This window comes from Pseudomonas reactans (assembly GCF_013385825.1).
Classification (GTDB): Bacteria; Pseudomonadota; Gammaproteobacteria; order Pseudomonadales; family Pseudomonadaceae; genus Aquipseudomonas; species Aquipseudomonas reactans.
Map to the genome: position 1 here is coordinate 133,276 of NZ_JACAPG010000023.1, position 18,703 is coordinate 151,978.

Here is an 18,703-nt window from a genome sequence, read left to right on the forward strand (position 1 = left end):
ACATGGCAGGCGCAAAAGAGATTCGCAGTAAGATTGCGAGCATCAAAAGCACGCAAAAAATTACCAGCGCCATGGAAAAAGTGGCGGTCAGCAAAATGCGCAAGGCACAAATGCGCATGGCTGCTAGCCGTCCTTATGCGGAGCGTATCCGCCAGGTAATTGGGCATCTGGCCAACGCCAACCCGGAATACCGCCACCCCTTCATGATCGAGCGCGAAGTAAAGCGTGTGGGTTATGTGGTTGTGAGCAGTGACCGTGGTTTGTGCGGTGGTTTGAATACCAACCTGTTCAAGGCCCTGGTCAAGGACATGGCGGTAAACCGCGAACAAGGCGTCGAGATCGATCTGTGTGTTGTTGGTAGCAAGGGTGCGGCCTTTTTCCGCAACTTCGGCGGTAACGTCGTAGCAGCTATCAGCCACCTGGGTGAAGAGCCGTCGATCAATGATTTGATCGGCAGTGTGAAGGTGATGCTGGATGCATACCTGGAAGGCCGGATTGACCGCCTCTCCGTGGTATCCAACAAGTTCATCAACACCATGACCCAGCAGCCAACCGTGGAGCAATTGATTCCACTGGTGGCGACTCCGGATCAGGAACTCAAGCACCACTGGGACTACCTCTACGAACCAGACGCCAAAGAGCTGCTTGACGGCTTGATGGTGCGCTACGTGGAGTCGCAGGTGTACCAGGCGGTGGTCGAGAACAACGCAGCTGAACAAGCGGCGCGGATGATCGCGATGAAAAACGCTACCGATAACGCCGGTGATCTGATCAGCGATTTGCAGCTGATCTACAACAAGGCGCGTCAGGCTGCGATCACCCAAGAGATCTCGGAAATCGTCGGCGGCGCTGCCGCGGTTTAACGGTTCAAATATTCAGAGGATCCAGCTATGAGTAGCGGACGTATCGTTCAAATCATCGGCGCCGTTATCGACGTGGAATTTCCACGCGACAGCGTACCGAGCATCTACAACGCGCTGAAAGTACAAGGCGCGGACACTACTCTGGAAGTTCAGCAGCAGCTGGGCGACGGCGTAGTTCGTACCATTGCGATGGGTTCCACCGAAGGCTTGAAGCGCGGTCTGGACGTTGTCGACTCTGGCGCAGCCATCTCCGTACCGGTCGGTAAAGCGACCCTGGGCCGGATCATGGACGTACTGGGCAACCCGATTGACGAAGCGGGTCCGATCGACACCGAAGAGCGTTGGGGCATTCACCGTCCAGCACCTTCGTTCGCGGAACAAGCTGGCGGCAACGACCTGCTGGAAACCGGCATCAAGGTTATCGACCTGGTCTGCCCGTTCGCCAAAGGCGGTAAAGTCGGTCTGTTCGGTGGTGCCGGTGTAGGCAAGACCGTAAACATGATGGAACTGATCCGTAACATCGCCATCGAGCACAGCGGTTACTCCGTGTTCGCCGGTGTGGGTGAGCGTACCCGTGAGGGTAACGACTTCTACCACGAGATGAAGGACTCCAACGTTCTGGACAAAGTGGCACTGGTTTACGGTCAGATGAACGAGCCGCCGGGTAACCGTCTGCGCGTAGCACTGACCGGCCTGACCATGGCCGAGAAGTTCCGTGACGAAGGTAACGACGTTCTGCTGTTCGTCGACAACATCTACCGTTACACCTTGGCCGGTACTGAAGTATCCGCACTGCTGGGCCGTATGCCTTCCGCAGTAGGTTACCAGCCGACCCTGGCTGAAGAGATGGGCGTTCTGCAAGAACGTATCACTTCGACCAAGGAAGGTTCGATCACGTCGATCCAAGCGGTATACGTACCTGCGGATGACTTGACCGACCCGTCGCCAGCGACCACCTTCGCCCACTTGGACGCCACCGTCGTTCTGTCCCGTGACATCGCTTCCCTGGGTATTTACCCAGCGGTCGATCCACTCGACTCGACTTCGCGCCAGCTGGACCCGAACGTGATCGGCCAGGAGCACTACGACACCGCTCGCGGCGTTCAGTACGTGCTGCAGCGTTACAAAGAACTGAAGGACATCATTGCGATCCTGGGTATGGACGAGCTGTCGGAAGCCGACAAGCAGTTGGTAAACCGTGCTCGTAAGATCCAGCGTTTCTTGTCGCAGCCGTTCTTCGTGGCTGAAGTCTTCACCGGTGCATCGGGTAAATACGTTTCCCTGAAAGACACCATTGCTGGCTTCAAAGGCATCCTCAACGGTGACTACGACCACCTGCCAGAACAAGCGTTCTACATGGTCGGCGGCATCGAAGAAGCGATCGAGAAAGCCAAGAAACTGTAATCCAGGCGCCCGGAAACGGGCGCTCATCAGGTTGAGGCAATCAGATGGCTATGACAGTCCATTGCGATATCGTCAGCGCGGAAGGGGAAATCTTCTCCGGTCTGGTAGAGATGGTGATTGCACACGGCGAACTCGGTGACCTTGGTATTGCCATGGGTCACGCGCCGTTGATCACCAGCTTGAAGCCAGGTCCGATCACTCTGACCAAGCAAGGCGGGGAAAAAGAGGTGTTTTACATCTCGGGTGGTTTCCTCGAGGTTCAGCCGAACATGGTCAAGGTACTTGCCGACACCGTGCAACGTGCTGGCGACCTGGATGAAGCCTCCGCTCAGGAAGCCGTCAAGGCTGCTGAGAAGGCCCTGAATGAAAAGGGTGCGGACTTCGACTACAGCGCTGCTGCTGTACGTCTGGCCGAGGCTGCAGCTCAGCTGCGCACGCTCCAGCAGATCCGCAAGAAGTAAGCGGCCATGCCGTCATGCTTCAAGCGCGATTGATTAAAAAGGGTAGCCTCGGCTACCCTTTTTCTTTTTTTGCAAAACACTTCTCTGGTCTGAAGCCGGACCGCCTAGGATTGGTAGCCACTCATGTCTCTTGAAATCGTCATTCTCGCCGCAGGCCAGGGCACCCGTATGCGTTCGGCCCTGCCCAAGGTGCTGCACCCGGTTGCCGGCAATTCCATGTTGGGCCATGTTATCCACAGCGCCCGGCAGCTCGACCCACAGCGCATTCACGTGGTGATCGGTCACGGTGCCGATGCGGTGCGTGAACGCCTCGCCGCGGACGATTTGAATTTCGTATTGCAAGACAAACAACTGGGCACCGGCCACGCCACCGCTCAAGCCGTGCCCTTCATCAGCGCCGACACCGTGCTGATTCTCTACGGTGACGTGCCGCTGATCGAAGTCGAAACCCTGCAACGCCTGCTCAAGCACGTCGTGCCTGGCCAGATGGGCCTGCTGACGGTTGAACTGGATGATCCCACCGGTTATGGGCGCATCGTGCGTAACGCTGATGGCAAGGTTGCCGCTATCGTTGAGCACAAAGATGCCAGCGAAGCCCAGCGCGCCATTACCGAGGGCAACACGGGGATCCTGGCGGTCCCTGCCGATAAGCTCGGCGATTGGATGAGCCGTCTGTCCAATAACAACGCCCAGGGCGAGTACTACCTGACCGACGTCATCGAGATGGCGGTAAGCGATGGCCTGTTGGTCGCCACCGAACAGCCTCACGACCCGATGGAAGTGCAGGGCGCCAACGACCGCAAGCAACTCGCCGAACTGGAGCGTCACTACCAATTGCGCGAAGGTCGCCGCCTGATGGCCCAAGGCGTGACGTTGCGCGACCCGGCACGCTTCGATGTACGGGGTGAAGTGACCGTTGGCCGCGATGTGCTGATCGACATCAACGTGATCCTCGAAGGCCGCGTGATCATCGAGGACGACGTGGTGATTGGCCCGAACTGTGTGATCAAGGACAGCACCCTGCGCAAAGGCGTGGTGGTCAAGGCCAACAGTCACCTAGACGGCGCAGTGATGGGTGAGGGCAGCGATGCAGGTCCATTTGCGCGCTTGCGCCCCGGCAGCGTGCTGGAAGCCAAGGCCCATGTGGGTAACTTCGTCGAGCTGAAAAATGCTCACCTGGGCGAAGGCGCCAAGGCGGGTCACCTGACTTACCTGGGCGATGCCGTCATCGGCGCGCGCACCAACATCGGCGCCGGCACCATCACCTGCAACTACGACGGCGCCAACAAGCACCAGACCGTGCTGGGCGAAGACGTGTTCATCGGCTCGAATAATTCGCTGGTTGCCCCGGTGACAGTGGGCGACGGCGCCACCACGGCCGCCGGTTCCACCATCAATCAGGATGTGGATAACTTGCAGCTCGGCGTAGCCCGCGCCCGCCAACGCAACATCGACGGCTGGAAGCGTCCGGTAAAAATCAAAAAGACCTGAGTTATCCACATTCACTGAAACCTGTTGGCTTAACCACCCACAGGTTTTTTTATACCCGCATATTGACGATTTTCTCCGAATAGGTTTTGATTGCCTTCGTTATCTTTCGAAACGAAACTTAAAGCCAAAATGTCGAAACGAAATACCCCCCAACGACGCCACAACATCCTGACCTTGCTCAATGAACAGGGCGAAGTCAGCGTGGACGAGTTGGCCAAGCGTTTCGAAACTTCGGAAGTTACGATCCGCAAGGACCTGGCCGCCCTCGAAAGTAACGGCCTGTTGCTGCGCCGCTACGGTGGCGCCATCACCATGCCCCAAGAACTGGTGGGCGACGCAACCCAACCCATCTCGGTGTACAAGCGCGCCATCGCCCGTGCCGCCGTGATGCGTCTGCGTGAACATGCGCGCATCATCATCGACAGCGGCAGCACCACCGCCGCCATGATTCCCGAGTTGGGCCACCAGCCCGGCCTGGTGGTGATGACCAACTCCCTGCACGTCGCCCGCGCGTTGAGCGAACTTGAACACGAACCGGTGCTGCTGATGACCGGCGGTACCTGGGACCCGCATTCGGACTCGTTCCAGGGCCAGGTCGCCGAGCAAGTGCTGCGTTCCTATGATTTTGACCAGCTGTTTATCGGCGCCGATGGCATCGATCTGCAACGCGGCACCACCACCTTCAATGAATTGCTGGGCTTGAGCCGCGTCATGGCCGAGGTCGCCCGGGAAGTGGTGGTCATGGTCGAATCCGACAAGATCGGCCGCAAGATTCCCAACCTGGAACTGCCCTGGAGCAGCGTCCATACCCTTATCACCGATGATCGCCTGCCGCCTGAGGCCCGCGACCAGATCCAAGCCCGCGGCATTACGCTGATATGCGCGGCAATCATCTAGGAGAAACACCATGTGTGGCATCGTAGGCGCAGTCGCTGAACGCAACATTACCCCGATCCTGATCGAAGGCCTCAAGCGCCTGGAATACCGCGGCTATGACAGCGCCGGTGTGGCGGTCTTCACCAACGCCGGCAAGCTGGAGCGCATGCGCCGTCCGGGCAAGGTCAGCGAGTTGGAGCAGGCCCTGGCCGGCGAGCCGCTGGTTGGCCGTCTGGGTATCGCCCACACCCGTTGGGCGACCCACGGTGCGCCGTGCGAACGCAACGCTCACCCGCACTTTTCCGGCGACCTCGCCGTGGTGCACAACGGCATTATCGAAAACCACGAAGTGTTGCGCGAACAACTGAAAGGCCTGGGCTACGTGTTCACCTCGGACACCGACACCGAAGTCATCGCCCACTTGCTCAATCACAAGCTCAAGGATCATAGCGACTTGACCACCGCCCTCAAGGCCACGGTCAAAGAACTGCACGGCGCCTATGGCCTGGCCGTGGTCAGTGCGAGCCAACCGGACCGCGTGGTTGCCGCTCGCAGTGGCAGCCCGTTGGTGATCGGCTTGGGCCTGGGAGAAAACTTCCTTGCCTCCGACCAACTGGCCCTGCGCCAGGTCACCGACCGCTTCATGTACCTGGAAGAAGGCGATATCGCTGACATCCGCCGTGAAAGCGTGCAGATCTGGGACGTCAACGGTCAATCCGTCGAGCGCGAAGCCGTGCAATACCGCGACGGCGCCGAAGCCGCCGACAAAGGCGAATACCGTCACTTCATGCTCAAGGAAATCCACGAGCAACCGTCCGTGGTGCAGCGCACTTTGGAAGGTCGCCTGAGCCAGAACCAAGTGCTGGTCAACGCCTTCGGCCCACAGGCCGCCGAGCTGTTCGCCAAAGTGCGCAACGTGCAGATCGTCGCCTGCGGCACCAGCTACCACGCCGGCATGGTTGCGCGTTACTGGCTGGAAGAACTGGCCGGCATCCCGTGCCAGGTCGAAGTCGCCAGCGAGTTCCGCTACCGCAAGGTGGTGGTGCAGCCCGACACCCTGTTCGTGACCATCTCCCAGTCCGGCGAAACTGCCGATACCCTGGCCGCCCTGCGCAATGCCAAGGAGCTGGGCTTCCTGGCCAGCCTGGCGATCTGCAACGTCAGCATCAGCTCCCTGGTGCGTGAATCCGACCTGACCCTGTTGACCCAAGCCGGTCGCGAAATCGGCGTGGCATCCACCAAAGCCTTCACCACCCAGTTGGTGGGTTTGCTGCTGCTGACCCTGTCCCTGGGTCAAGTGCGCGGCACCCTGGCCGAAGGCGTCGAAGCCACCCTGGTCGAAGAATTACGCCGCCTGCCAACCCGCCTGGGCGAAGCCCTGGCCATGGACAGCACCGTGGAAAAAGTCGCCGAGCTGTTCGCCGACAAGAACCACACCCTGTTCCTCGGCCGTGGCGCGCAATACCCAGTGGCGATGGAAGGTTCGCTCAAACTCAAGGAAATCTCGTATATCCACGCCGAAGCCTACCCGGCCGGCGAACTCAAGCACGGCCCATTGGCCCTGGTGGATGACGACATGCCGGTGGTCACCGTGGCGCCGAACAACGAGCTGCTGGAAAAGCTCAAGTCCAACCTGCAGGAAGTCCGCGCCCGTGGCGGTCAACTGGTGGTGTTCGCCGACGAAAAAGCTGGCATGACCAACGGCGAAGGCACTCACGTCATCAACATGCCGCACATCAACGACACCCTGTCGCCGATCCTCTACACCATCCCGCTGCAGTTGCTCTCGTATTACGTCGCCGTGCTCAAGGGTACTGACGTCGACCAGCCGCGTAACCTGGCGAAGTCGGTGACCGTGGAGTAATCCGCCACATCCTGGAGGCCCGCCCGGGTCTCCAGGCTCCCGCGAAAGGACGCGCCCTCGATGCAAACCCCCTCCCAGCTCCACCAGCGCTTGAACAACCGCCGCTTCACCGTCGCCAACAACGCCCAGGGGCTTTCCGGCTCGGGCACGGTGTTTCATTACCTTGTCGAGGGTGATGCCATCTCCGGCACTTACCAGGGCGGGCGCATTCGCCTGGGCACGCAAGTGGGGCGAGTGACAGGCCCAGACACTATCGAATTGCTGTTTCAGTGCCTGACCTTGGACGGTGAGCTGTTGTCCGGTTGGTCGGGTGGCACGGTCGGTTTGGATGCTGCCGGGGTAACCACGCTGAGCTTTGTTTGGGGTTGGTTGTCGGGGGCGACGGGTGGAGGGGAGTCCAGCTATGTGGAGCTCATTGAGTCAGTTGAAAAAATCAGAAAATAAATCGGAAAATCTTCCCTGAAATAGTTGTATAAAACTGTCTGTATATCCCGTTAATATTGGGCTCAAAGGAAAAATAGATCCGAAAATAAATCGGAAAAAGGTGCGGAAAATGATGCAGCAATTCATCTCCGGAAACCACTGGTTGGAACCTTGCTGGCCATCTCCTGGTTTCCCTGCGTCAATTTTACGTACGGCTGAAACGCTTTCGTTTCGTGCAGGGAAACTCACGGGTCTACTTCCCGAAAATACCGCCATCCGGATCGGCGGCCTGATGCGAATCACCAACAGCTATTACAGCAATCTCATTGAAGGCCAATTTACTGAGCCTGCAACGTTGTCTGCGCGAGTCCCCCGGCGTGACTCCAAACAACTGCGTGAGCTGGCCGAAAGTCATATCGGTGTTCAGGAGTTGTTGGAACGCGCGGTACGTCGGCCAAAATCAATCGAAGCCTCTTGGGGTGATTTCTTTGCCCCTGAGCTCATATCTGTCATTCATCGCCATCTTTTTGCTAATGCCAGTGATGAAGATTTGCGGCTCAGTGATGGCCGGCTACTTGTACCCGGTCAGTTGCGGGATGTAGCACAACGCAACGTGCTGGTAGGTGACCATGCTGCGCCTGCTTGGGAGTCCGTCACGCCAATGCTCAAACGCCTGCAGCAGGTATACGGCGGGCAACCCGACCTGACCTCCCGAGTTATCAGCGCACTGGCTTACCACCATCGTCTCGCATTTGTTCACCCATTTGAGGATGGCAATGGCCGAGTGGTCCGCATGGTCACGCATTTGCAGGTGATGCGACTTGGGCTTGCGTCGCCTCTTTGGTCGCTTTCTCGAGGGCTGGCACGAAAACAGGATGAATACTATGGGCGCCTGCGAGCTGCTGATCAGCCTCGTCGAGGTGATCTCGATGGTCGAGGTCAGTTGACCCAACGTGGGTTGTTCGAGTTTGTAGAGTTCATGCTGCAAGTATGTATCGACCAAATGGATTACGTAGAGCAATCCATGGGGCTTGTCAGCTTGCGCCAGCGACTTGAAAGAGTGATTGGACTCGAGAGTCGCTTTCTAGAGTCCGGGGTAAAGCAGGATATGGCCAAGGCTATTCATATCTTGCTGACTCAAGGCGAGGTTGCCCGTGCAGATTTCAAGACCTTTTCTGGGCTTCATGATCGAGTGGCGAGTGATCAGCTCAAAAAATTGATTGATATGGGCGTGGTCGAGGCGCCGTCGGCCAAGTCACGTTCGATCTATCCTGGGCTTCCCGTGTGGTTTGCGCAGATGATCTTTCCGGATCTCCATCGGCGCTTTTATTAAACGGCAAAAGTAGGTGTGGGCCTTCTGTCCCTTTTGTGGACTAATTCCGCATAGGGCGCCGCGCTTTACCCCTAAAATGCGACCCTGTGGATAACTCAGCCAGGGATACCTTCACCATGAACATCGAACTCCTAATCGCCGGCATCGTCGTGCTGATCATTGTTGTCGGCCTGGTCGGCTGGATGGTCGGCGTCTACAACGGCCTGGTGATGCGGCGTAACGATGTGGACAAGGCCTTCGCCAACATCGATGTACTGCTCAAGCAACGAGCGGATCAGATCCCGGACCTGATGCGTGTGGTGCAGAACGCGATGAACCATGAGCACGCGCTGTTTACCCGCCTCAGTGACGCGCGCCAGCAATACCTAAGCGCCAGTAGCCTGAATGACAAGGTTGACGCGTCCAACCAGTTGAACGCGGCGCTCAAGTCGGTGATTGCGGTGGCGGAAGGTTACCCGACGCTGATTTCCGGTCCCAATATGGTCGAGCTTCAGCAGGCTATTTCGGCTGTCGAAGAGCGCATCGCCGACCGTCGTGAATTCTTCAATGAGTCGGTCAATCTCTACAACATCGCTATCGCGGTGTTCCCCGACCTGTTTTTCGCGCGGATGCTCAGCTACCAGCGCATTCCACTGCTGGCCATCAGTGCCGAAGAAACCCGTTACGAAGGCGTGAAGCTTGAGGTGCCAGGGGCATGAAAACCACGCAGGCGGGCGAAGAGAAAAAGAAGTCGCGTTGGAAAACCCTGCTGGCGCTGTTGAGCCTGGCAGGGTTTGCCTGCTTGATGGTCTACGCACCGATGACCGTAGTGGCAATGTTTTTCCCGGTATTCGCCCTGGTGTGCCTGCTGGCCAGCTTCGGCCCTAACTTCTACAAGACCGAACAACGACTGGCCACCAGCCAGATACGTTCTCTGGCCATGGGCCTGGTGGAAATCCGTGGCAAGGTGATTGTGGATAAACCGCTGTTGTCCCCGGTGCACGGTAAGCCCTGCGCTGGCTACGTGTGGATCATCGAAGAGGGCGAAAAGGACGACGACGGGCGCTGGAGTTGGAGCCGAGCCAAGAGTGAGGCGCGCTGCAACGACTTCCGTGTGCAGGATGCCACGGGAGAAATCCGCGTCATCGCCGAAGGCATCGACCTGTTCGGCAACAAATCACCGGACGACTATGAACTGATCGGCAGCTCGCGCCGCCAAGGCGAAATCCTGCTGGTCCAGGACTTGGACGTGATGCTGATCGGCGACGCCTGCGAGCGCGATGGCCAGACCGTGATCGCCCAGGGCAAACAGTCCAAGGCTGTATTCGGCGTGGCACTGACCGAGGACGTGGAAAACCGCCGGGTATTGGCGCCGTTGTGGCGTGTCGGTAGCTTCTACGGCGCGGTGGTGGCGATGCTCGGGGTTGGCGTGATGGCCATGACCCCCGCGCATTTTGCCCAATTGCAGTTGCCGGGCCCGGACACTTATCAACAGATGGAGTCACTTGGCCCTGTGTATAAGCTGCTGGCCTGGCTGTACCGCGAGGGTGGTTTTCCGATCCCCTTCATGGCCGCGTTCGGTTTCATGCTGACGATTTTCGTGGTGTTGATATGGACCCGGCTGTTGCTGCCCAAAAGCATGCGCCTGGCGGTAGGCCGTGTGCTTGGCGCTTGGATGGCGTTGGGCATGGTGATTGGCGGCGTGGTTACCCTGCTGCTGTTCGTCGCCCATGTGGATGCGCTGAAACAGTTTCTGGTGTGGATGCTAATCCTACTGGGCACCCTGGTGTTCTCGTTGTTTGAGCAGCGAAAAATGGGGGTTGCGTACAGGCATTTTGCCAAACGCGTGAGCAAGGGCAGTTTCAGCGATGAAGATGCCTGATCAGGGCACAAACTCCACCTTCAACCCTCGACTCGTACTGCGTCCCTGATCATCACTGACCCGCAACCGATACTCCCCCGACTTGCCCGGCCGCCAATTCAGTGTGCTTTGCGGTGGGCCCTGGCCGATCAGGGTTTGATCAGCAAACCAGTACAGCATCGCTGCGTCGCTGGCGGCGTTGGCATTCAGCGGGATGCTTTCCTGGGGGTGGGACAGGCGCAATTGATAGCTCACCTGGGTCAGCGGCGAGCGGATCTGCGGGGCTTCGCTCTGGTCGCTGAGGCGGTTGGGCTGGCAGTTTTTCATCACAGTTGGCGGAGTACGTCGCGGCAGGCCGGCGGCGCGGTACAGGCGTTGCACGTCGCTGGGCCAGAATTCGAAGACTTCTTCGCGGGTGTATTGCGCGTCAAACGGCGGGCAGGCGGCCTTGCCGGTGCGGGTGTCGATCAGCACCGGGCGGTGCAGGTTCGACACGCGAATCGGCGATACTCCGGGGATGTACCAAGTCTTGCGGGTTTGCGGGCACCAGCGGTTGGGCAACTCACCGGACGCGGCGCAGACATCAATGCGCACTAATCCGGCGGGCGGTTTGTCGGCTTTGATCACCACGTTGGGCAAAGCCAAAGGCAATGCGTCGGCGATGCGGAAGAACAACGGCGCGGCGGTCTTGGCCCCGATGAAGGCTGGGTTTGGACGACCATCGAAGTTGCCCACCCACACCACCAGCACGTAGGGGCCGACCAGTCCTGCACTCCACGCATCGTGAAAACCCCAGGAGGTGCCGGTTTTCCAGGCGGTGCGCCAGTGACGTCCAGGCAGGCCATCCGGACGAGGGTTTCGGCGCAGCATATCGCGAACCATGAACGCCGCCTGGGGCGTCAGCAGTGGGGCGCCGGTGGTCTGGGGCTGTTCCTGCAAGTAGCGCAAAGGCCGCAGATGCCCGTCCCCGGCCAGCATCACGTACAGACGCGCCAATTCTTCCGGGGTCATTTCACCGCCACCGAGGGCCAGGGCCAGGCCGTAATGGCTTTCGTCACGCAGGCCTTTGATCCCGGCGCGTTGTAATAGTCCATACAGGGAGGGCGACTTGACCTGGCTGGCGAGCCATACCGCCGGGATGTTGCGACTACGGATCAGTGCGTCCCGCGCCGTCAGTGGCCCGACAAAACTGCCGTCGAAATTTTCCGGTTGGAAGTAGCCGAAGTTACTCGGCAGGTCCTTGAGGATGCTCATGGGGTGGATCACCCCTTGGTCCAGCGCCAGCCCGTACAGGAACGGCTTGAGTGTCGACCCTGGTGAGCGCCGCGACAGCACGCCATTGACCTGGCCGTGAAGGCTTGTGGATAAGTAATCCGCCGACCCGACCAATGCCTTGACGCTCTGGTCGCGGCTGTCGATCAGGATCGCCGTGGCGTTTTCCACACCCGTGCTGCGCCGTTCGGCGATGAAGCCGGTGATCAGGCGTTCGAGCAACTGTTGCAGCGGCAGGTTGAGGGTGCTGTTCAGCTCATTACCGGGCTGGGACGCCAGCAGTTGTTCACTCAAATGCGGCGCCAGGAACGGAATCTGCTGGCGGCTGCGTGCTTCCAGGGGCAAGTCCAACAAGCTGTCATTGCGCGGGTCTTGTGGATAAGTCTCGCGCCAGTCAGCCATCAAGCGCTGCCGCGCCTGTTGCAGCGACGGGCCGAAGCGCGCGCGTCGACCCGGTTGTTGTGGGATCACCGCCAGCGCCAACGCCTCGGAAAGCGACAACTGCGTCGCCGACTTGCCGAAGTAAATACGGCTGGCCGCCTCGGCACCTTCGATATTGCCGCCCATCGGCGCCAGGTTCAGATAGGCCTCAAGGATGTCGTGCTTGCTGTAGCGCGCCTCCAGCCACAGTGCCAACACCATCTGCTGCAACTTGCCCGGCACCTGGCGGGTGTTCAAATTCCACAGGCGCCGTGCCAATTGCATGCTCAAGGTCGAGCCGCCCTGGCGCTGGCCACCGCTGTAGGTGGCCATGGCCGCGCGAAGCAACGCCGGGGGATTGATTCCCGGGTGCCAGTAGAAATTGCGGTCTTCCTTGAGCAGCAAGGCTTCGACCAATGAAGGAGAAATCCGCTCCAGCGGTAGCCAAAGTCGGTATTGCCCGTCATCCGCCAAGGTCATGCGCAGCAGCGCGCCGTCATCGGCCAACACCACCCGCGATGAGGTCACCGTCTGTTCCAGCGGAGCATGGGGCCACAATCGCAGCCCCACCAGGACCACCGCCGCTGCGAACAGCGGCAGTGTCAGGCGCTTAAGGCTTGGTAATTTCAAGCTGGCCTACTTTGCCGCGCCCTTGTAGGGTGGTTTCGTACATGCCTTCGGCGTAGGCCGGTGGCGTATTGAAAGTGCCCGCGTTGGTAGCGCGCACGCGGTACACGAAAGTGCCTACATCACGCAGCGCGGTGCCGTACAACACCACTCGATCATCACGCACATCGACGTACTCCGGCTGCCAGTTGCTCAGTTCGGTTTCGCCGATGGGGGCTTGCCAGCTTTCTTCTTCCTGGCTGTCCTCTTCCACGTACTCAGACTCTTCGCCTTCCTCGCTGCTGGCGGCTTCCGGCTCCGGCGGCAAGTTATACACAGGCTCGACGCCACCGGGCAGCAGGTCGACCACGGCCACTTGCTGCACCTGGTCGCGGTCGGTCGCACGCAGGCGCAAGCGCACCAGGAATTCATCGCCTACCGCGACCTTGCTCACCGGGTCGCCCTTGAGGTCGAGGTATTCGTGAATGATCTCCAGGCCATTGGTGATCGGCTTGAGCTTGGCGCCCTTGTCGAAACCGGCTTCGCTGAGCATGAAGAACGCCGCCGGGCCGTCGGATTTTTCCATCACCAGCTTCTGCGTCGCACCCGGCACGGCGGCGCGGGGTGGTTGGCCGGCCATCTCCAGCAATTGCTGGTGCTTGTCCCCCAGCCAGGCGGTGGCCTTGAGCGTCATGTCGCTTTGCGCACGCTGGCCGTAGTTGTCCAAGGCGCGCAACAGCAGGGCGGCCGACAGAGAGTTGTAACGCTGCTCGTTGAGGCGCTTACCGAGTTTATCCAGCAGCGCTGTAGGCACATCGTCCATCAGCTCTGGGAAATGTCGGGCCAGCAGGTGCAGGTGTTCGGCGTCGTGCACCAGCGGGTCGTAGTACAAACCGTCGCTGTCCCACTTATCCACAAGCGAACGCCAGGGGATTTTGCGGAACAGCGTGTCAGCCTGACGATCCTGCTTGAGCAGCTTGTAGCTGGCCGCCAGGTAAGCGGCGCCCAGGTCGTTCTGCCAGCTGTCCTTGAAGTAGCCCTCGTAGCGCTCGCGGATATCGCTCAAGGCGCCGCTTACCAGAATCCCCTGACGGCTCAGCAGGTAACTGGCGTAGGCGCGGTTGCGCAATTCCGACAGGCCTTCGCTAGGACCATTGGCCAGGTCGGTCAGATACGCATTCGAACGCACCAACAGGTCTTCCGGCACCGGCAAGCCGCGCTCCTTGGCTTCGATCAGGAAGTCGGTGGCGTACAGGCTGGCGTACGGTGCTACGTCCGGGTTGGCTGCCCACAAACCAAAGCCGCCGGCCTGGTTCTGGCGCTGGCGCAGCATGCGCACTGCGCTGCCGAAGGCCTGTTCGGCTTCAGGTGCGTTGCCGCCCCAGATCAGCGCCGGCATGGCCTTGGACACCAGTTGCTCGGTGCAGGCGTAGCCGTAATCGTCCAGGTAATGCTTGAGGCCGTTGGCCCACACCAGCGGCGAGGCCGCCACACCCAACTGTACGTCGCGCAATTGGCTGAACAATTCGCGGGTAGGTTTGAGCTCTTTGCTGGCGCTCTCAAAGCGGCCCAGGCTCAGGGCGACGCGATGTTCGCTCAGTGGGCGGATCGAAGTGGTCTCGGCCACCTGGATACGTTTGCCGTCCGGCAGCACTGCGACAAATCGCAGGTCCGCTGAACCCAGGGTCTCGCCAACCTTGATCTTGAACTCGGCGGTGCCTTCCTTGCGCGGTTGCAGGGACAACGTGCCGCCCTTGTCGCCCTGTACCTTCAGGCCATCGCTGGTCTGCAGTTCAAACTTCACCTCTGCCGCCGCGTCGAGGTTGCTGAACACCCCGGCGCTGACGTTGAACACATCCCCCGGCGCCACAAAGGCCGGCACGTTTGGCGTGATCACGATTGGGCCACGCACATCGGTATTGGCTTCGCTGACACCGACACTGTCGCTATCCACCGCCACCGCAAACAGGTGCAGCTTGCCGTTGAAGCTGTCCGGCACCTGGTAATGCAGTACGGTTTCGCCAGCGGGCAGGTCGACCAGTCCAGACCACCAAGCCACAGGCGGCTGGTGTTTACGCTTGAACGGGTTGAGGTGATTGGCCAGGGCGCCTTCCGTATCGCCACCGGGCGCTGCCCCACTGAGCAGACGGCTGAATTCCGGCAGGATCAGGTCAAGGATCTGACTGGTGCCGACCTCCAGCGCACGTTTCTGGAAGAAGAAGCCCAGCGGGTCCGGCGTCTGGTAGCGCGCCACTTGCAGGATGCCTTCGTCCACCGCATAAACCACCGCGCGGCCTGGGCGGTCGGCGTTGACCTTGATGTCGAGCATCTGCCCCGGCTCGATTTTCGCCGGGCCTTCAACCTTCAGCGCCATGCGCCGCGCATCCAGGTTGATGCTAAAGGGCACCACGCCATAGGACAGCGGGCTCATGTACACCTCGGCCGAACCCATATCCCGTACAAACTGCACGTTGACGTAGGCATTGCCCTCAAGCCCCGCAGGCACGCGGATATGTTGCACGCTGTTGGTGCTGTCGGCCTTGAACCACTGCTGGGTGTAGACCTTGTCCCGCTCGATGGTGATCAAGCCCGCACCGGTATACGGCGCGCGGATGCTGATCGCAATTTCATCACCGGTGGCGTAGCTGCGTTTATCCAGGCGCAGTTGCAGCTCGGCATTGCGTTCCAGCGAGCGTGAGGTGTTGCCTCGTCCGGCCACGCTGTAGTCGATCTGGTTGAGCAGGTTGCCGTTGGCGTCCTTGAGTTGCAGGGTGAAGTCACCCGGTGTGCCGGTGTTCAAGGCCTGCTTGGCGCCTTCCTGGGTCATCACCAGCGGTGAGGCCGGCTGGCTGATGTTCTTGATGCGCGACTCGTACTTGTAGGTGCCGTTGGATTGTTTCACCAGCACCGACACATAACGGTGCTCGACCACCTCTGTAGTCAGGCCGTTCACCGCCAGTGGCGAAAGGTCCGGCGCGACGGCCAGCCATTGCACCTGGCGCGGCGCATCCTTGGCGACGTACGACAGCGAATCCTGACTTTTCACACCCACAAGGTAGGGCGCTGACGACACCAGCAAGGCACTTTGCGCCGCTACATTACGCCCGCCTTCGGCTTCGAACACCTGGCTCATCACCTGCAGGCGATAGGTGCTGTTGGCGAAGCGTTGCAGGTTGAGGTCGAGCACGGCCTGGCCGTTGTCGTCGACGGTGGTTTCGGCCAGGTCTTCAGTGGTGGCGTCTTCCAGGGAGTCGTTGAGGCGGAAACGGAAATCCGGGTAACGATCAAACGCCGCGAGCGTCGGGCTCAGGGACATTTTGGCGGTCACGCGACGGCCGGACGCTGGGGCGCCAAACAGATGCATCGCGGTGACCTTGGCCACCACTTGATCCGGTGGGATCCAGCCCTGCACAGGCGAGTCGTGCAAACTCAGGCTGACCTTCATGCGGTCCGGCTCAAAGTCGCGGACCTTGAAGCTCACGCTGCCCAGGTCGGTGCGGGTCTGCTTCTGGCCGATCAACTGCAAGGTCGCGGTGTATTCCCCGGCGGGGGCGACTTCGCTGCTGGGGAAATCAAAGCTTTCAAAACCGCTGGCGGACAGCTTCAACGGTTGGCGAATCACTTCCAGGCCACGGGGGTCGGTGATTTGCAGCTCCACCGGCAGGCCCAGCAGGGCGCCTTTCCAGTTGCCGCTGCGCACGATCATGCCCAGGTGCGCGGTTTCGCCCGGACGGTACAGGCCGCGGTCGGTAAACAGGTAGGCGCTGAGGCGATCGATCGCACCGTCTTCTTCCAAACCGCCTACATCGAAGCGCGACAGATCCAGTTGCTGGGACTGACGGGCGATCGGCAAAAACGACTGGTCATTACCGCGAGTGACCACATACATCAGCGGCGTTTTCTCACGGCGCAGTTCATCCAGCTTGGCGAAGTGCGCGTGGCCTTCGGCGTCGGTGCGGCCGCTGCTCACCGGCAGACCGTTACGCCCAATGATGTCGACTTGCGCGTCGGACACCGGCGAACCGTTGCCGATGGACTGCACATACACGTCATGGCTGCCATCGCTGGAGCGCTTGGCGATGATGCCCAGGTCCGTCACCACGATAAAACGCAGGTCGCTGGTGCTGCTGCGGTCGTACTCGAAAGTGCGTTGGGCTGGGTCATCCTGCGGGCTCAGCTTGAGCACGAAAATGCCGCGCCGCCCGCCATTGGCGGTGAGGTAGTGGCTGAGGTCCACGTTGTCGTAGACGGTTTCCGCCGGGTCATTGGATGACAGCGGGATATCCAGCGATTGACGCTCGACCATGCGGTCGAAATATTCGTTGCCGAAGTTCGGCCGGGCAAAGCTGCCGCTGCTTTGGTCCACCAGATGTTGCAACTGGTTGGGCAGCAGGCGGGCGATTTCCACATGGGCGCCAGGCACACCGCGAGCCATGAAGCCCAGGCGTTTTTCGCCATTGAGGCTGAGCAAGGCGCCGTCAGACAGGAACTGCAAGGTGCGTGGGTAAGCCGGCATGCTGATCAGCGACGCCGTAGGATTCTTCGCCAAATAGCCGCCGATGGCCTCCAGGTTTGCGGGTACGCGCACATACACCGCGCGCCCGGCCGGGGCCTTGAATTTGAACGCGTGCAGGGTGTTCAGCGGTTCGACGCTGGGCACGTGGGTCAGGTTGAGCTTGGTGCTGCGGGCGAGCAGGGCGTCGTCGATGTCGTTGCTGTTGTAGGGGCGCGTGTCGTCTTGGGCTTTTTCCGGCAACAACCAGGCCTGGACCTTACCGGCGATGGTCTCATCGGCTACCGCGCTGGAACTGCTGAACATCAATACCGGCTCTGGTTCACCACGCTCGTTGTCGACAAAACTCACTTCGGCGCCGGTAAAGGTCAGGCGATAGCGCCCGGGCACAGTGACTTCCGACACCAGCGGCGCGGTGCTGGCGTTGCCACCATCGCGGGCCTTGATGCCTTCGTCGAGCTTGGCGCTGACGGGCGTGCTTTCCAGTGGCGTGGCCAGGGCGGCGGAGCGCACGTACGCGTTGAGTTTTTTCTCGTCGAAGGTGAGTTCCGGGCGGTTGGGCAACTGGGCGTCGCGGTAGGCCAGGCCTTTGCCGAGGGTTACCGTGACGCGCTTGCGTAGGTTGTCTTCGTCCACCGGGTGGGAAAAATGGAAGGTCGCCACCAGCTGTTTCAGCGTCGGGTTGGACGGGTCCTGATACAGCTCGTTTTGCGCCAGGGTGGCGCGGAACGGTTGGGTGGAAAACTGCGTGCTGTACTGGTCCAGCAACACGCCGTCGGCGAGCAGGTTTTTCTTCGCTATGTCGAGGGTGTAATGGGCGTCGATGGGCCAGTCTTTTTCCGGAACGAACAACAGGCTGCGGTCATCCGCCCAACGCCAGGTGCCCGCCACCGCAGGTTTAAGGGTAATACCCTCGGTGACCGGTTTGCCGATGGCCGACAACGGAGCCACGGATTCGCCAAAGCGCACCTGCAAGTTATCCACAACCGGCGTTTGCTGGGTGTAGTCGGTGAGGTTGGGTTTATGCAGCGAGTAGCTCGCGGTATGCGGCTGTGGCAGGTTGGAATACCAGTGCCAGCCGTAGAAACCAGCGGCGGCCAGCAACACCAGGCCCACTAAGCCGGCACCGGTTTGACGCGGATAAGCGCGCGCCTTGCTGCCCAGGTTCGCCAGCCCACGGCCGATGGCGCGCAGCCAGAACGGCGGATGCCATTGACCAAAGACGGCCCCCACCACAGTCAATAACGCACCGACAATACGGCGGCTGATCGCTTTGAACGAATCGAACATGGTGAGCATCCCTGGCTAAGTGCGGCGTATCTTACACGCGTCTTTGA

General features: G+C 60.2%; 12 protein-coding genes. 10 read left to right on the top strand and 2 right to left on the bottom strand.

Annotated elements, in window-relative coordinates:
* The first annotated feature begins 2 nt into the window (after positions 1 to 2).
* The 10 genes from atpG (at position 3) to HX868_RS27170 (ending at position 10,576) form a co-directional block, all read left to right on the top strand.
* On the top strand, positions 3 to 863 hold the full coding sequence (gene atpG / locus HX868_RS27125; protein ID WP_177004964.1) for a F0F1 ATP synthase subunit gamma: 861 nt from the start codon (positions 3 to 5) through the stop codon (positions 861 to 863).
* 27 nt (positions 864 to 890) lie between these two features.
* Positions 891 to 2,267, top strand: a complete 1,377-nt coding sequence (gene atpD, locus HX868_RS27130) for a F0F1 ATP synthase subunit beta (RefSeq protein WP_010207684.1) — start codon at positions 891 to 893, stop codon at positions 2,265 to 2,267.
* Positions 2,268 to 2,311: 44 nt separating this feature from the next.
* Positions 2,312 to 2,728: a F0F1 ATP synthase subunit epsilon gene (locus tag HX868_RS27135; RefSeq protein ID WP_003177061.1), complete on the top strand. Its 417-nt coding sequence runs from the start codon at positions 2,312 to 2,314 to the stop codon at positions 2,726 to 2,728.
* Positions 2,729 to 2,851: 123 nt separating this feature from the next.
* Positions 2,852 to 4,219, top strand: a complete 1,368-nt coding sequence (gene glmU, locus HX868_RS27140; protein ID WP_095014085.1) for a bifunctional UDP-N-acetylglucosamine diphosphorylase/glucosamine-1-phosphate N-acetyltransferase GlmU — start codon at positions 2,852 to 2,854, stop codon at positions 4,217 to 4,219.
* A gap of 129 nt (positions 4,220 to 4,348) precedes the next feature.
* Positions 4,349 to 5,116, top strand: a complete 768-nt coding sequence (locus HX868_RS27145) for a DeoR/GlpR family DNA-binding transcription regulator (RefSeq protein WP_177004965.1) — start codon at positions 4,349 to 4,351, stop codon at positions 5,114 to 5,116.
* A 10-nt stretch (positions 5,117 to 5,126) separates the two neighbouring features.
* A complete protein-coding gene (glmS, locus tag HX868_RS27150; protein ID WP_177004966.1) occupies positions 5,127 to 6,959 on the top strand; it encodes a glutamine--fructose-6-phosphate transaminase (isomerizing) in 1,833 nt (610 codons plus the stop codon).
* A gap of 60 nt (positions 6,960 to 7,019) precedes the next feature.
* Positions 7,020 to 7,403: an avidin-fold protein gene (locus HX868_RS27155; protein WP_177004967.1), complete on the top strand. Its 384-nt coding sequence runs from the start codon at positions 7,020 to 7,022 to the stop codon at positions 7,401 to 7,403.
* 109 nt (positions 7,404 to 7,512) lie between these two features.
* Positions 7,513 to 8,715: a Fic family protein gene (locus HX868_RS27160; protein ID WP_246355600.1), complete on the top strand. Its 1,203-nt coding sequence runs from the start codon at positions 7,513 to 7,515 to the stop codon at positions 8,713 to 8,715.
* Positions 8,716 to 8,831: 116 nt separating this feature from the next.
* On the top strand, positions 8,832 to 9,413 hold the full coding sequence (locus HX868_RS27165) for a LemA family protein (RefSeq protein ID WP_177004968.1): 582 nt from the start codon (positions 8,832 to 8,834) through the stop codon (positions 9,411 to 9,413).
* Entirely contained in the window at positions 9,410 to 10,576 is a 1,167-nt protein-coding gene (locus tag HX868_RS27170; protein ID WP_177004969.1) for a hypothetical protein, read from the top strand. Before HX868_RS27165 ends, HX868_RS27170 begins: the two co-directional genes overlap by 4 nt.
* Here HX868_RS27170 and pbpC read toward each other — a convergent pair whose 3' ends face one another.
* Together pbpC and HX868_RS27180 are read right to left on the bottom strand one after the other, a co-directional pair.
* Positions 10,577 to 12,877: a penicillin-binding protein 1C gene (pbpC, locus tag HX868_RS27175; protein ID WP_177004970.1), complete on the bottom strand. Its 2,301-nt coding sequence runs from the start codon at positions 12,875 to 12,877 to the stop codon at positions 10,577 to 10,579.
* The gene (locus tag HX868_RS27180; protein ID WP_177004971.1) at positions 12,858 to 18,656 is read right to left on the bottom strand and encodes an MG2 domain-containing protein; all 5,799 of its coding nucleotides are present in this window, start codon (positions 18,654 to 18,656) and stop codon (positions 12,858 to 12,860) included. The genes pbpC and HX868_RS27180 overlap by 20 nt, the downstream gene beginning before the upstream one ends.
* Positions 18,657 to 18,703 lie beyond the last annotated feature (47 nt).